Origin of the sequence: Pseudomonas sp. AU12215, assembly GCF_001675465.2 — a bacterium.
GTDB lineage: Bacteria > Pseudomonadota > Gammaproteobacteria > Pseudomonadales > Pseudomonadaceae > Pseudomonas > Pseudomonas nitroreducens.
Genome location: NZ_MACM02000160.1, coordinates 27,407 through 40,804, shown reverse-complemented (window position 1 = coordinate 40,804; position 13,398 = coordinate 27,407). Strand labels below are relative to the sequence as shown.

General features: G+C 52.8%; 14 protein-coding genes. 7 read left to right on the top strand and 7 right to left on the bottom strand.

All coding sequences use genetic code 11. The features are described from left to right. The first annotated feature begins 29 nt into the window (after positions 1-29). From A9513_RS24960 to A9513_RS35795, 6 genes are read left to right on the top strand one after another with little or no spacing between them, the layout of a single operon-like run. A complete protein-coding gene (locus A9513_RS24960; protein WP_065085843.1) occupies positions 30-1,487 on the top strand; it encodes an AAA family ATPase in 1,458 nt (485 codons plus the stop codon). 19 nt (positions 1,488-1,506) lie between these two features. Continuing rightward, on the top strand, positions 1,507-1,899 hold the full coding sequence (locus A9513_RS24955) for a hypothetical protein (protein WP_065085842.1): 393 nt from the start codon (positions 1,507-1,509) through the stop codon (positions 1,897-1,899). A gap of 5 nt (positions 1,900-1,904) precedes the next feature. Then, on the top strand, positions 1,905-2,090 hold the full coding sequence (locus A9513_RS24950; protein ID WP_255302893.1) for a hypothetical protein: 186 nt from the start codon (positions 1,905-1,907) through the stop codon (positions 2,088-2,090). Beyond that, positions 2,090-2,830: a hypothetical protein gene (locus tag A9513_RS35800; protein WP_141678514.1), complete on the top strand. Its 741-nt coding sequence runs from the start codon at positions 2,090-2,092 to the stop codon at positions 2,828-2,830. The genes A9513_RS24950 and A9513_RS35800 overlap by 1 nt, the downstream gene beginning before the upstream one ends. Positions 2,831-2,843: 13 nt before the next feature. Then, entirely contained in the window at positions 2,844-3,236 is a 393-nt protein-coding gene (locus A9513_RS35215) for a hypothetical protein (RefSeq protein WP_198731442.1), read from the top strand. Further along, the gene (locus A9513_RS35795; RefSeq protein WP_141678513.1) at positions 3,229-3,921 is read left to right on the top strand and encodes a hypothetical protein; all 693 of its coding nucleotides are present in this window, start codon (positions 3,229-3,231) and stop codon (positions 3,919-3,921) included. Before A9513_RS35215 ends, A9513_RS35795 begins: the two co-directional genes overlap by 8 nt. An 885-nt stretch (positions 3,922-4,806) precedes the next feature. On the opposite strand, the gene A9513_RS24935 is transcribed toward A9513_RS35795, so the two are convergent. After that, the gene (locus A9513_RS24935) at positions 4,807-5,907 is read right to left on the bottom strand and encodes a DUF5131 family protein (protein WP_083196209.1); all 1,101 of its coding nucleotides are present in this window, start codon (positions 5,905-5,907) and stop codon (positions 4,807-4,809) included. A 243-nt stretch (positions 5,908-6,150) separates the two neighbouring features. Here A9513_RS24935 and A9513_RS24930 point away from each other — a divergent pair, with 243 nt between their 5' ends. Then, positions 6,151-7,032 carry a hypothetical protein gene (locus tag A9513_RS24930; protein ID WP_065327857.1) on the top strand — a complete coding sequence of 294 codons (882 nt, stop codon included), beginning with the start codon at positions 6,151-6,153 and terminating at the stop codon, positions 7,030-7,032. Here A9513_RS24930 and A9513_RS24925 read toward each other — a convergent pair. The 6 genes from A9513_RS24925 to A9513_RS24905 all read right to left on the bottom strand — a co-directional run bounded on the left by A9513_RS24925 (position 7,029) and on the right by A9513_RS24905 (position 12,418). Beyond that, positions 7,029-7,283 carry a hypothetical protein gene (locus A9513_RS24925; protein WP_065085839.1) on the bottom strand — a complete coding sequence of 85 codons (255 nt, stop codon included), beginning with the start codon at positions 7,281-7,283 and terminating at the stop codon, positions 7,029-7,031. The genes A9513_RS24930 and A9513_RS24925 overlap by 4 nt on opposite strands. Before the next feature lie 51 nt (positions 7,284-7,334). Further along, positions 7,335-7,538: a hypothetical protein gene (locus A9513_RS35790; protein ID WP_141678512.1), complete on the bottom strand. Its 204-nt coding sequence runs from the start codon at positions 7,536-7,538 to the stop codon at positions 7,335-7,337. Between the two features lie 165 nt (positions 7,539-7,703). Further along, entirely contained in the window at positions 7,704-8,270 is a 567-nt protein-coding gene (locus A9513_RS24920; RefSeq protein WP_065085838.1) for an HD domain-containing protein, read from the bottom strand. Positions 8,271-8,378: 108 nt separating this feature from the next. After that, positions 8,379-8,996 (bottom strand): hypothetical protein, encoded by a 618-nt coding sequence (locus A9513_RS24915; RefSeq protein WP_065085837.1) that lies wholly within the window; start codon positions 8,994-8,996, stop codon positions 8,379-8,381. Positions 8,997-9,149: 153 nt separating this feature from the next. After that, on the bottom strand, positions 9,150-11,522 hold the full coding sequence (locus tag A9513_RS24910; protein WP_065085836.1) for an ATP-binding protein: 2,373 nt from the start codon (positions 11,520-11,522) through the stop codon (positions 9,150-9,152). 107 nt (positions 11,523-11,629) lie between these two features. Then, positions 11,630-12,418, bottom strand: coding sequence for a hypothetical protein (locus A9513_RS24905; RefSeq protein ID WP_065085835.1), 789 nt, complete (start codon positions 12,416-12,418; stop codon positions 11,630-11,632). Positions 12,419-13,398 lie beyond the last annotated feature (980 nt).

The window sequence follows — 13,398 nt, the reverse complement described above, 5'->3', positions numbered from 1 at the left end:
CCTCTCGGAAATCGCTTGAGGACAAATTCATGAGCAACTCGATCCCCTCCTATGACAGCCTCGACATCCCGATCCGCCTCTCATTTCCCGTGATCAGTATCAATACGTTTGAGCTGTCTCGAGCAGAAAGCGCTGTACGTGATTCGGCAAAGCGGCTGAAAAAAGGCTTTAAGCTGATGGAGTTCAAAGCGCTCCCTTCGCCGAATTTCTTTACGGAACTGGCCGGTAAAGCGAGCGGAGACGACCTTAATGGTGTTGTAGTTCTTGATCGGTTCTTCTTCGATCGGGCAAAGGTTAACCCTGAAGCTATCCCGGCGCTTAAAGCCTCAATTGAAGAGCTGGAGAGACACGGAATAAATTACATCATTGCAGGACGCGATGACGTCAACGAAGAATTTGTATATCACCTTGATCTTCCGCCAATGGAGCAGGAAGAAATTACAAACCTCCTAAAGGAGTGCGAAGCAAATATCCCAAGCTCTGGGGAGCTTTTCCATGCGACCGAACGGGTGGTGATCGCTAATCATGCCCGCGGGCTTAGCTACACCCAGATGAAAAACGTCTTTAACTACATTGCATACCTCAAGTACAAAAACCAGGATTACCTGGGCGAGATTCGGCGCGAGAAGAACCACATTCTGCGCGATGTAGGGCTGGATGTTCTGGAGTCTGTACCAATCGGAAGTGTTGGTGGTCTGGAAAACCTCAAAGAGTTCTTGGACATTCGAAAAGCCGGCTGGGATCGAGATCTTCCGGTGAAAGGACTTCTGTTGGTGGGCGTTCCTGGAGGCGGTAAATCACTTGCCGCAAAAGCTGCCGCTGATGTATTTGGCACCGCTCTTGTAAGCCTTGATATGTCTCGGTTTTATTCAAAATTCCTCGGTGAAACTGAGGCTAAGTTTTCCCGTGCGCTGCACACCATCGAGCAGATATCTCCTGTAGTCGTATTGATCGATGAAATGGAGAAGGCTTTTGGAACCGGTGAAGGTGAGCACGAGGTTTCCAAACGGCTGCTGGGGAAATTCTTGAGTTGGCTTCAGGAGCGAAAGAAGAAGATCTTCATTGTTGGTACTGCCAACCGTGTCAGCGCACTGCCGCCTGAGCTTATGCGGGCTGGCCGATGGGATCGTTCCTTTTTTATCGACCTACCGTCCCAGGCTGAAAGAAGTGCGATCTTTGGGATTCATCTGAGGAAGAATCAGGCTGCCGTGGATGAGTTTGATGTGCCCATGCTGGTACGGATGAGCGAGGGGTATACAGGCGCCGAAATCGAGCAAGCTGTAATTGACGCTCTGTATTTGGCAAATGCTAAAGATCAGCAGATTAACCAAGGGATTCTGGTCGAGGCACTGCAGCAGATCACACCAACAAGCGAGACGAGAAAGGAAGACATCAATCGCATTCGAGAGCTGCGAAATAACGGCTTCTATCCAGCGAACCGCTATGAGGAAGAGACCCCTCAAGCAGGCCGTCGAATTAGCGTTTAAGAACTGAGGGAGTACCAAGATGAGCCACATCGTTAAAGGCAGAGTTTCCGTTGCTTACCAGGACAAAGATGTCCTCATCAAAGCGTTGCAAGTAGTTGGCAATGTTTATGTGGACGAGCGGCTGTACCGGGTAGGTGTAGGTTTCACCTCCGAGAAATACAGTTTGGTGCTGGTTGATAAGAGTGATACACACAAGCGGATTGGTTACAACCTAGAGAGTGGGGTGTGGAGCCAGTTTCAAGAAGACTGGGGAAGCTACGGGGAGTGGACAAAGGCCGCGGCGTCCAAGATCCAGGATGCCTACATTGCTTTCCACTACCAGAAGCAACTGGAAAGTGATGGCTTCAATGTGACAGTCACGCAACTGGCTGATGGTAGCCTTAACGTATTTGCAGAGGAGAAGTCATTTTGAAAAGTGTGACGATCAGAATCCACGAAGGGAAGATCAGCGCGGATTACACCGGTTTCGTGGGAAAGGCATGTGAAGCCCTGGACGATCGTATTCGTCCTGAGGGGCTTGTCGTTGAAGAGAAGGAATTGAAGCCTGAACATGGGTTTGTTACTGCAGGTGATCAGCAGCAAACTGTAGAAAGCAACTGGTGATGCTTATGAGCCGTAGGGGAATTCTCCTTCTGTGCGGGCTAGCAGTGGCGACTCTACCTGGGTTATCCCTAGGGGGGCCGTATGGGGTAAAGCCGGCTGAAATTCAGCCTGCTCGCATCCTCCTTGATGGAGAAAAGGTAGAAACCTACGGCCAAAACAAATGGGCACCATCATCTACTAAAGATGGTACGGGGATTGTGATCTGTGGAGGCCAGTTTAGTCGGGGAAAATGCAGGGTTGAATCGGAGGGCATGATGGGTGTGTTGGGGGCTAAAGAAAGCGCCCCAGTTCTTCCGCTGTCTGAGGCGATAGCAGCTGTTAATCCTCAGGCCAAGTTAATAGACGCACAGGTGCAAGGTCGTTCACTTAAAGTCTACTACAGGGTAGATACTGCAAAGCCTTCTGATCTGAGTGAGAAATTACCGACCGGCTTCGGTATTGATTTCAAAGGAAACAGTAGTGATGCCCCAATCATTAATTTCTGGGACTGGGTTGGGTTCTGGGCAGTCGTTCTCGCACTAGCGTCTGTATATGTGATCTGGTCCTTCAAGAGCACGTCGGTGCAGCGTGTGGTTGGGAATACAGCCCCCGTTACTCCTAGTGCGTTGAGTCATATTCCTATTCCAACATATCTGCCGACTTCGCAGGTTGCCAACAGTATTCATGCTTCAGATAGGTCGCAAACAGGCGGCCTGTCGCCAAACCACGAAATTGCCAAAAGAAAAATCATTCTTGATTAGGACATTGTTCCTCATGAAATCATTAAAAGCGACGCCAAACGTATTGGATGGACGTGCGGCATCGGTGAGGTGTCCACGTAGAATCGTAGTAAAAGATGGTGTCGTCTGTGGATTTCACGATGAGGTTAACTTCGAGGGGTTAACCCTCGAGAGCTACGAAAAAAAACGTGTATCAAAGATCATCCCAGACAACCTCTGTTTGAGGGTCTGCTTCTACATCTTGAGAATTGGCTTCGGCGAGGTTGGTATTGTTTCTGATTGGACCAGAAGTTGGCGGTGTATTTGGCTTCTGGTGGTTGATGCTGAATCTAAAGGGAGGTTTCATGATCGGCAAGAAGCGATCCGGTTCGAAAAAGAGTTAATATTCCAGCAAGGGAAACTAAATGTGGAGGGCGCAAATGCTTAATATCTGTCTGCGCCGCACAATTTTCTTTGTTTTTCTGTGTGGTTGGCTAATCACACCGGTAACAGCATCTGAGGATCGTCAGCCCGAACGAGTCCGTGAAATTAGCCTCCAACCTAATCAGTGGCGGGACACTTCTCATGGCGTTGAATATTGTGAGGGCGTTTTCAGGCGCTATGGCGGGTCTGAGAGCGAGGCTAAGTGCCGCGTTAGTGTCGGAGGTATTTCGGGTTTCATTGGCTCGATGCGTGATGGGAAAGCTATTCCATTGGCGGACGCACTAGTAGTAATGAATGGTATGAGCCTAAAGCGCTATCAGGGCAATGTTATTCGAACGCATGAAAAACCATCTCGTGGTTTAGTCGTGACTTACTCCCTTGTTGAGAGGCCTGGCGCAAATGCAGATGTGTCCCTTGCGGGTGAGTCGGAGAAGACGCCTGAGGTAGAGAAGAAAGAAAAAGACGTTCCAGGTTTTGTCTATTTACTCGCCATCATAGTAGTACTTGGCTTTGCCTTCCTCTCCTTAGCCTATCCCTTGTTCGGTCCGTTATCACTTGGTAGCGGACTGGTTATCGTTATAGCAGGGTTGGCTATCGGGGGGGACTTCCAATTTGGCAGTCGCATTAATTGGCTCTTTCTGCCTGCTAAGTTCGGTATGCATTTTTGTATTCTGCCATTTGAGGAGTAAGGCTGAACGAGCCAGGTACGAAGAGTACAGAGCCACGTATGTATCAAGTCTGAGATACACGTCAGAAGCAAGTTCGCTTCCTCCTGCTCCAGTTCCCCCCGTGGGGGAGATTTTGGGTGCAGAGCGTGGTGCAGAGTCAGTGGTCGTCGCGCAGTCGCCAGTTGATCTGGATCTAGGCCTGGACTCAGGTAGCAAACTCCCTCCAGGCCGGCGGCGCATTGTTCTTGATTAGGCCGAGCCCGCCGGCCGTCCCGTCGGTACTTGTGGAGAGTCATGCGTTACCTTCGGCACATACACGGCATCGGGTTCCAATGTGATGGAACAGGTTGCTGTATCGGCATGCTGTGCTCTTGGCGAACAGCCTGGACGAACCGTGAGCGTGAGAAAGTCCTTAAGCTGGGACTGACATCTATCGGGAGCAAGAAACTCGAGAGCTTCACTCAACTGGTAGCCGTTGAGGGCCATCGTAGAAACGCCGGTGTCACTTCCGGGCTGAAGGTGGATGGCCAACAGTTGGAGTATCGTAGCCTCAAGGGCGGCCGTGTCGCAGCCGGCAAGTCGAGTATCCGCTTGTAGGAGTTGATGAAGCCGGCCTTCAACGCTTCCTACTTCTCTGTTAGTGACGAGCCGAGGAGGGGATGAACTCCGAGGGCTGGCTGCCGATATCCAGGCTTCCAAAGGGCCGGGATCGACCTGAAGGGCCGCACATGGCGGCTGCTCGGTGCTGACGTGGTCGTGTAGCCAGTATCTCCCCAAATGCCACAGTGTCCCGCAGTTCCAGCATTGCTGGCTTCCCTCCAGGCCTGAGACCGAGAGGGGGCGGTAGTAGTGTTGTGCGCTATGTTCAGGTGAGTTCATGTTTGGCCTGACTATGAGGTAATTGGGCTACAGCTGACACGTAGGGATGAGCTCTACCGGAACCCCACGGGAGTCAATCAGGCTCTTCATCGCGTAGGGGTAGTTGTCGTAGATGACACCATTGAGATATCTCCCGGCGCGTTTCTTTCCGGCACGATTCATCCAGGCATCGTTCTTGACATCGCCAAGGTCAGAGGTGGCTCTATCCGTTCCGTGCTCTGTCACACACATGACCGGTACGCCATCTACAACGGGATGGCCAAGCGATTTGGGGCCGCGTGGACACCAAGCGCCCCATTGCTTGAAGAAGAAGGGCACATTCATTCGGGCGCACTGTTTCCGAAGGCTCTCTGCCCAGTCGGGATGCATTGGGCGAGCTTGATCACCAGACTCGCCTCCAACGACGACCCAATCAATTCCGGCTCGTCGGTATGCGATACCTTCCTTTTTCGAGAGGGAGTTGTAGGTGAAGTCCCCGTCCTGGACGCGCAGTAAGTCGACCGGGCCAAGAAGCGGTTCCAGACTCAGCCAACGAACTGCCGCGGGCGTATCGAGTAAATGAGAGATTCTGGCTGCTTGTTCTTGGTCTTCGACGCTCACGCCAAGCCAAAGATTAGGGAGAGGCCATACTGAGCGCAGATCCATTGCGTGGTCAGCACGAAGGATCTTCGCCTCAGCCTCAATACGATCTACAACGTGCGGATCGTTAAGGTAGTCGCGCATTCTTGATGCTCGCTTGGTGAGCACCTGGAACACGTGCGGCTTGGCCTGGGTCGTATACGCTAGCGCCATTACGGCAAAGATCTTGTCGATTACACTGAAATGAACGCTTTCGTGAAAAAGGTCTGACATGCTGTTCACGAAGATCATTTTCTGCTTTCTCCACCGGAGAGGCAGTTGCAGCGCTTTTTCTACGAAGGAAACCTTTCCATTCCACTGCCCGCCGCGAGCTAAGAGCCCGTCGTAGGAACCATGCCCCTCGGGTACGCCGCGGCCGCGCTCCATCAAGATGATTCTTGCCGCTTGGGTTTCGGCGTAACAGTGCATGCAACCCTTTGAAATTCGTGTACACCCGGCCAGTGGATTCCAACTAGCATCTGCCCACTCTATGTTCGTTTTGGAACTCATAATTCATCTCGCATCAATGCGACCTCAGGGTTCATTTGACATGAGCCTTGATCTGGGTACGCCCTAATTCGCCCCTCTCGGTGGGCACGGAAAGTTTCTCTATGCGCGATTTTCCTGGTCTTCTCAGAACTGCAACCTGGGATTGGTTCCTATGCGCGCATGTGAGCCAGAATTGGGCGGGTTAGGCATTTCGGCGGGGTAAAGGCGTGAAAAGATGCAGATGATCTGGCGGGGGGATTTCAAATGGGTGACGAATTTCTTGTGTGGTCCTTGGTAGGTTTGGCTTGGCTGATTCTTTTGCCCACGGTCTTGATCTTCATTGCGACGTGGACCGTTTCCAAAGTGGTTAAAGCATCGTTTGTCACTTATGCAGCATTGGGCTTTATTGGCGTTCCAATTCATGAACTCGCTCATGGACTGGCATGCCTTTTGTTCCGCATGCCGATAACTAGGATGCGACTATTTGCCCCAAACCATGAAACTGGAAATTTGGGTTACGTTTCCTTTGCTTACAATCCAAGGTCGACTTTCCATGCAGTTGGTCTCGTAGTACAAGGTGTAGCCCCGCTAATAGCCGCATGCATAATTTTAGGGTTTTTCTTTCCCATCCCGAGCGAGGGCGTCGTTTACTTGGGAGCTGTCGAAAGTAACTGGTTAGTGAGGTTCACCGCAGAGGGCATCAATCAGGGCTTATCGCTCACGCTTGGGAATCTGGTGTTAGGTATGGAAGGAGCGGGGTGGGCAATACTTGCGTTGCTTATCGCTGCATACTCTATCCCCAGTTGGTCAGATGTGCGCATTGCTCTGCGAGGGGCAGTTGTGGTCGCGATTATTTTTGTAGCGGGTTGCGCTTTGCTTTCCATCGCAGGGGAGCTTGCTCCACTTAGTCTAAAGGGGGAGGTTGGTCTGCTAGAGGGGTATCTGAAAGATGCACTCATGGACGCGGTCGGTGCAGCGATTCGGGGTATCTCAATGGTGGTTTTTGTCTCCTTGACTGGCCTTGTAGTCATCCAGGTTTTTCCTGCCCTAATTGGGCATATGATTAAAACGCTGATGTCGGCCTCGCGCGAAACGAGTGACGACGAGAAAGAAAATTGCCGGCCCGAAGGACCGGCAAATATTTAGATGATTACAGCATCAATGCACCAGTCAATTCCTGAGAGTTTTCTTTTCATGATTGGCTGGTGTTTTATTGCGTTTTCAGTTTCGCTGAGAATCTGACGCTTGAATCGATCTTCAAGCATGAAGTCCGGCTCATCAACGTACTGTCTGTCAAACTCTCTTTCCGAGATAGGCGTTAGCCCTCTCCTGGTACCGCGTTCCACAATTTGAACGAGAAAGGTCGCGGTGATTTTTGCAGTGAGTTTGCTTTTCATTGTAGGCCTCGAGTAGCGCAGGCCTTCCCAGCTGGGAAGAGCCCCAGTGGGTTAGTGGAAAGTGATTTCGATGTGTCTGTAACTCACGCCGGCACGCTCGCAGACCCGCAGTGTGGGTTCTTGGCCGCCACGAGATGCTCGCTGGTTTAGTGCCCACGAGAGAGCCTGGTTGTAGGTCATCCGTTTAGGCAGATGCCCGCAGCCGACTTTTACAGGAAGTGCCGGATCAGGGCTTTCATCAATGAAGAAAGGCATGGTGTGTCTCCAGTGAAGAAGGACACACCAACCCAGAGGGCAAGTGTGCCCCTGGGGGATGGCGGTTAAGCCGTGGATGCTGACAATACAGGTCAGCTGCTGACGTCAAGACCTGCTCAGCAGGGTCTTGAAGATTGAAGCCAGGCGATAGCCTGTGTGCTGCGTTTAACGGTACCCCAATCGCTTGAGTTCGGAAAGAACCGTTTCCTCCGCAAGGGCTCTGATCTGCGGATTGCCCTTGGTGAGCCTCTCAATGAGTACCTGCTTTTCCGGAACGTAGACAGCTGCGAATTTTACGGCGCGGTCAACGATTGAGCTGACGTTGACGATGATGTCGCACAGCTTGACGTCATGCGCGTCAGCATTGCCAAGTGCGTAGTGCTCAATGTCAATTGCCACTCGTGTGGCTCGATCGCCGTCCTCTCGTTTCGAAATCTTGCTGACCATCTGGACGATTGTGGCCACCTCGATTCCAAATTCCCGGCGCAGCAATTCGTAGCTGACATGCGTGTCTTCGATCACGTCATGAAGCAATGCTGCAGCTAGGACTGTGGAATTGGAGGTGTACCTCGAAAGCAGCTGCGATACAGCTTCGAGGTGGGTCGAGTAATCCTCGCCTGTGTAGGGGGTCTTCTGCCCGATAGCTGCATGAGCCCCCACGGCGAAAGCCCTGGCTCTGTTCAGCAGGGTTTCGTCCGTTGACCGGGACTCCTGGTTGCTCAACGTTGTCATGCTCTACGCCTTGTGGGTTGGTAGCGTGTATTTTCGCGCAGTCGGCCAGAATGCAACTGCGCATAACCAAAAAGCCCGACCTCTCTTTAGGAGTGGTCGGGCTTGATCTTATGTGCCCTGGTGGATGATCAGGTATCCAGCGTGGTCTGCTCGAGCAGAGCTGATCACAGGCACCAGTTTTTCAGGAATGTCATCCCAGCTGTTGGCCAGATTCAGGACGAATTCCCAGACGCCGTCTTGCCCATTGCGCGCATGAACAAAGCTGGCTTTTTCCTCGACCCATTTCCACTCAGAGACCTCTTCGGGGATATCGTAGTCACCTACGATATCTTGCATCATTACCGATCTGATCTCTTCTTTCGTTGCGCCGTGGAATGCCTCGAAAGGCTCGCGGGCGTCCTCGACCGTCACCCCAAAAAACTGAGCAAGCTCAGCAATGGACAACTGCTCCGTTTCGAACGGCGCTCCGCTGCTTTTGGCGTGGCCGGCGAACCAGAAATCACGAGAACTTACGTTCAGCGTTTCGCCATCGATCTCGAATTCGGCTTGATAGTCGACAGTCCGATCCAGCTTCTCAACCTTGTGGAGGTTGCTCGCTTTGACGAGAACGCTCAAGCGAACGATTTCAAGAGCCTTGTTTCGATCAAGAGCGAATGTGGCGGAGGAGGGGACTACGCCATCAACCTGGTTGCGCAGCTCAACGTCGTAGGATTTAGTTGTGTTCATGTGGATCTCCTTGAGGAAGGAGTCCTGGCCCGCTAGGGGTCAGAGACCCCTAGGGTTTGTGTGATGCTTCTGAAAGGGTGAAGCTACCCTCGGCAGGCAAGGTGCCTGATGAGGTTCTGATGGTTACATAGCGACTCTGCCGCATGCAAGACGCTAAGCTGCGTTCTCCTTTCGCCATCTGAGATAATCGCCAATGTCGGTGAAGCCGGCATTCCAGGCCAGGGTGTCAAGCATGTCCATTGTTTCACCGGGCATGGCGAGTTCTTTGAGCTCCTTAGGGATTTCTTCAGCTTGCTTGGAGACCTCAGATTCCTTGCCAGATAGGCGCATCCAGATTTGCTTCAGGTGATCGTCGTCGTGCGCCATGTGGAGCTCGTAAATGAACTCCTCGGTGATCTCGTCCGGCTCAACCCCCAGTTGGCGGGAGTATTCGGAACGCCAGTGGGTTAGGTCGGCATTGTGCCTTTCGAAGGCCTCGATGAATTCCTGATGAGATTCCTCGTCTTCGTAATCGTCTTCATGTTCATGCTCACGCATAAACAATTCTTCGGCTTCTCTTTGCTTTAGCAGTTCAGCGTCAAGCTCTTTCTGTCTTTCAGCAGACTTTGAAAGTACCTGCGTCCATTCAATCTGTTCCCCTTGGTCAACGCGAGACTGAATGGACCTGTTGACTGAACGAAGCAGTGCATCAGAGTCCCGGTTGTCAGCGAATGCGCTTAGAGTTTCGCTTGAGATTTCATCCGCAATTGCAGGTAAATTTCGCTTCTCTAGCTGATCGTTAGCGCGGTTCAGCAGGGCGTCTGCAAAGCGCAAGCTTCCTTTTAGCCGACGAGACTCGACCTGCATTCTGTAGGTGTAAGTGCGCAGCCAGAGATGAATGAATTGCTGCCGATCTTGGGCGTACTCGATGTTGATGTCATGAAAGCGACTGAAGAACTGGCCGTCATGGCCGGCATCCATGCTGTCACCCTCATGTGCAACCTCGTGCTCCAGAAGGGAGAAGAGGAGATGGGCAGTCTTTAAGGGCTCTGAGGCTAGCTTTCTAGCCAGGTCGATGTTGAATGCGATGTACTTTTCGCCGTCGGTCCAAGCCCGCATGCTGTTTGATTCGCCAAGGAGAATCTTGAAGCGCTTCCCGCGGTGTACTTGAAAGTTCCCATACACCCGGCCGCCGGTGATCACAGCGGCATAACGCTCCAGGGCTAATCGCATAGGGCTCCAAGCCCGGTACTGCGGTTTTGTAAGGGCTTTTTCCGCGCTGACTACACCGACCTTGATTTTGAAAGAGTCACGGATGGTGTGGTAATCGAGAAGGTTTGGCGCCCCCTCTCTGATATACCAAGCAAACCTGGCCGGAGATCCAGGCTCGACGCAGCCTGATTGGTTTGGCAGTTCATCAAGAAGTCCGGTAAGCGTTTTAACAATGCGATCGAGATCATCACGAAGCTCGCCGGCGCTGTAGCACCCAAACCGATACATGGTTGAAGGGTGGACAAGAAGGGCAATTCCTTCCCGTGCGATGGCTTCGCCTTTGGGGACATCCTGAGCCCGCTCAACGACTGCGTAATTTTTTTCATGGGAGAAACTTCTACGGATGAACTCCGCGAAGGTGACATGCTTTTTCCCTGGAAGGAGCGTAATCACTTCCTCTTCTCCGAAGATTCGGAGGCTATCAGTGTCGCCGCCCAGCAGCGCTCTAGCAGACTGCTCTCTTCGTGCCTCGGTTTTTCGGTGATCGCCAATCCGGCCGTTCAATTCGTCAGCCATCACTTTGAGTTGTGCAGCGATGGCTTTCCAGACAGGGCAGGTTTTCCTGAGGATCTCAGTTCGGGACACGTTGAGACCGATTGGCTTCTTCGTGACGACCAACCCACCACACCCCCACATGTGACTGGAATCGTTGCGTACCAGAACGCCTTGGTTATAGATGCCAACTGGTCCGTCCGGCTTTACTCGGTAGTAGGCGTTCTCGTCCTGGTAGTCCCAGTTCTCTTTTGATGGATCCTTCGTAATCGGCGCCCCGTTGAGCGATACGGCGATCGGGGTATACCTCACAAGATCCCGAACCTCTTGAAGACAGATCATGAGGTCGGTGTACTCAAGTACTTCGTACCATTTGCCCGTGATGTTGCACCCTGGCTCGGGCGCTTTTAGTTCTTCCAGGTCGTAGCTGTATCCCATCGAAAGGGTATCGACTGACATCTGCCAGCTGTTGGACCTCCAGATCGTCGCCGCATGGGCCATGATTTGCCCGCGGCCGAGACGGAAGCGGCCGTACTTCGCGTCTCCCTCAACGTGAGGCGTTCCAAACCTGCCGAAGTATCGAATGACGTCACTGTGGCTCGCGAAGCCTTGGCCGTCGTCCGAGCATTCGAAGCCGCTCTTGTCGATGGCCAGTCGGACGAAGGTCGCACCTGCATCGACAGAGTTCATGATCAGCTCGATAAGGGCTTTACCGATAGAGCCTGCCTGGTGATGGATGATGCTGTGAATTACTGCAGGGTCGAGCTCAAAAGGGTGGCGCATCACATTCTCCGGTTCAGAAGCTATGCGCCTATCTTGGGGACCCTTCCTTTACGCTTGGAGTTAATCCGCCCCTGGCCGGGGGCAGATGACCTAGCCTGATGTGGCAGTCAGTTACTGCTGGAAGTTGGGGTGAGGTTACGCTTTAGCAGCGCGATCCTAAGCTGGATGTAGTCCAGCGTCTTTCCAGATTTCCCCTCTACATGTTCTTTGAGGGGCTTCAGCTTATCGAACCCGTGGATGGCCATTGCTGCGGGGAGATAGGCATCCAGGACCTCCTGAGCATCTGGATCAACGAAGGGTTGATATGCAATGCGGCGTTGCGCAATAAGTTGTCCGAGCGTGATGCTAGCCTTCGTTTCTGTGGTTTCCAGGGTTCTGGCCAGGCTGCTGATCGAAAGCATGTCGGGATCCTGGGTATCGTTCGTCTTCAGGTATTGCAGAAGACGATCGCGCAGGTCTATCTCTCTCTTCCGTTGCCGCTTCTCCTTCTCGGAGCGCGGCGTCGCCCCAGCTCTCTCGTTGCGAAGGCCAGCAGTGGGCGCATACGGGTACTCGTTGATCACAATGTTTTTGGCAAGTACTTCATAGCCGTGTCGCCAGAGCATTGCCTCATGGATTTTAGCCATCGCAAGTACGGCTTCTTCCCCACGAGGATGGTGACCGACTTGGACGTTGTACATCGCACCGGCTGCGGTTATCTCTCCTGCTTCAGCTTTCAGAAGCTGCCACCAAGCTCTTTGTAAATCCAGATGGGCCTTGGGGCTGAGAGCAGGCGACCCCTCGGCACTCATCAGCTTCAGCAATAACGGAATGTCAATGCGCCCACTTCCGAATCCGACAACGATTGTCGAGAGGAAGGCTCTACTAAGGTGTTCGTAGAGCACGCCAAAACTCACGGCGTCTCTTGTTTCCCTTAGGCCTACAGTTCGCCGTACACCTGCGCTGGCTACCGCTTCAGGACTTAGGGAGTTCGCCTCTGTGAAGAAGCTTGACCAAGATGAGGCGCCAGTCGTTGAAACAGACAGTGTCACGACCTCAATTAGCCGAGCCTGTTTCACTGCAGCTGACTCGACAAGCTGCACAGAGATGATGGTCAGCGGTGAGCGAATCTCCTGGGCAAACCGGGTTAGCAGAGGGAATATTTCACTCTGAGGGTTGCGCGCATTTGAAGTTGCAATCATGGCTCTGGCCCGCTGATGGACGTTGATGGGGGAAGTTTCCTCGTTCCTGTCCGAAAGTGGAGCCCAATTAGCGCCGATTCGGGGGACGAATCTGGGCTCCTATTTGCAGGATATCGGTCTATCTCGATAGATGGCCCACGCAGCCTCCCAGCCCTGCTCGTGCGTAGCCTTGACCTCGCGCAGTTCAAGGCATTTCGCATCAGGCATTGAAGAGGTAAATGCCTGCGCTAGGCTTGCCGGGATGACCGGGTCGAGTGTGCCCACCAGGTGGCGCTGGGGGATGTGACGCAGACGATCCCTGTAATCGACCGGCTCCAAAGCTTCAGAGAGCGGTGATAGCTGGTGAAGTCGAACCCACCCTGCAGGGGACAAGTTCCCCGCTAGAGTTTGGACTGATGTCACGTCAGATCGTCTTGCGGCCAGCAGGAGTGCTATGGCTCCTCCGCCTGAGTAGCCGACAAGCTCAACATGACTTGCTCCCATTTTCAGCTTGATCTTGTCCAATGCAGTCGAAATGCTTTCGACTGCTTCATCGCTGAACCGGCGGTCTGTCCAGATTTTGTAAGTGCAGTGATTGTTCATCACGTACTGGCACGGCCTGGCGATGTAGGCGGATGGAGCGGGATCATTGGCCGCCAGCTTGGAAACTAGTGGAACCGTCGGTGTAGGGTCGGTGCTTGGCTGTGTTCTAGTTG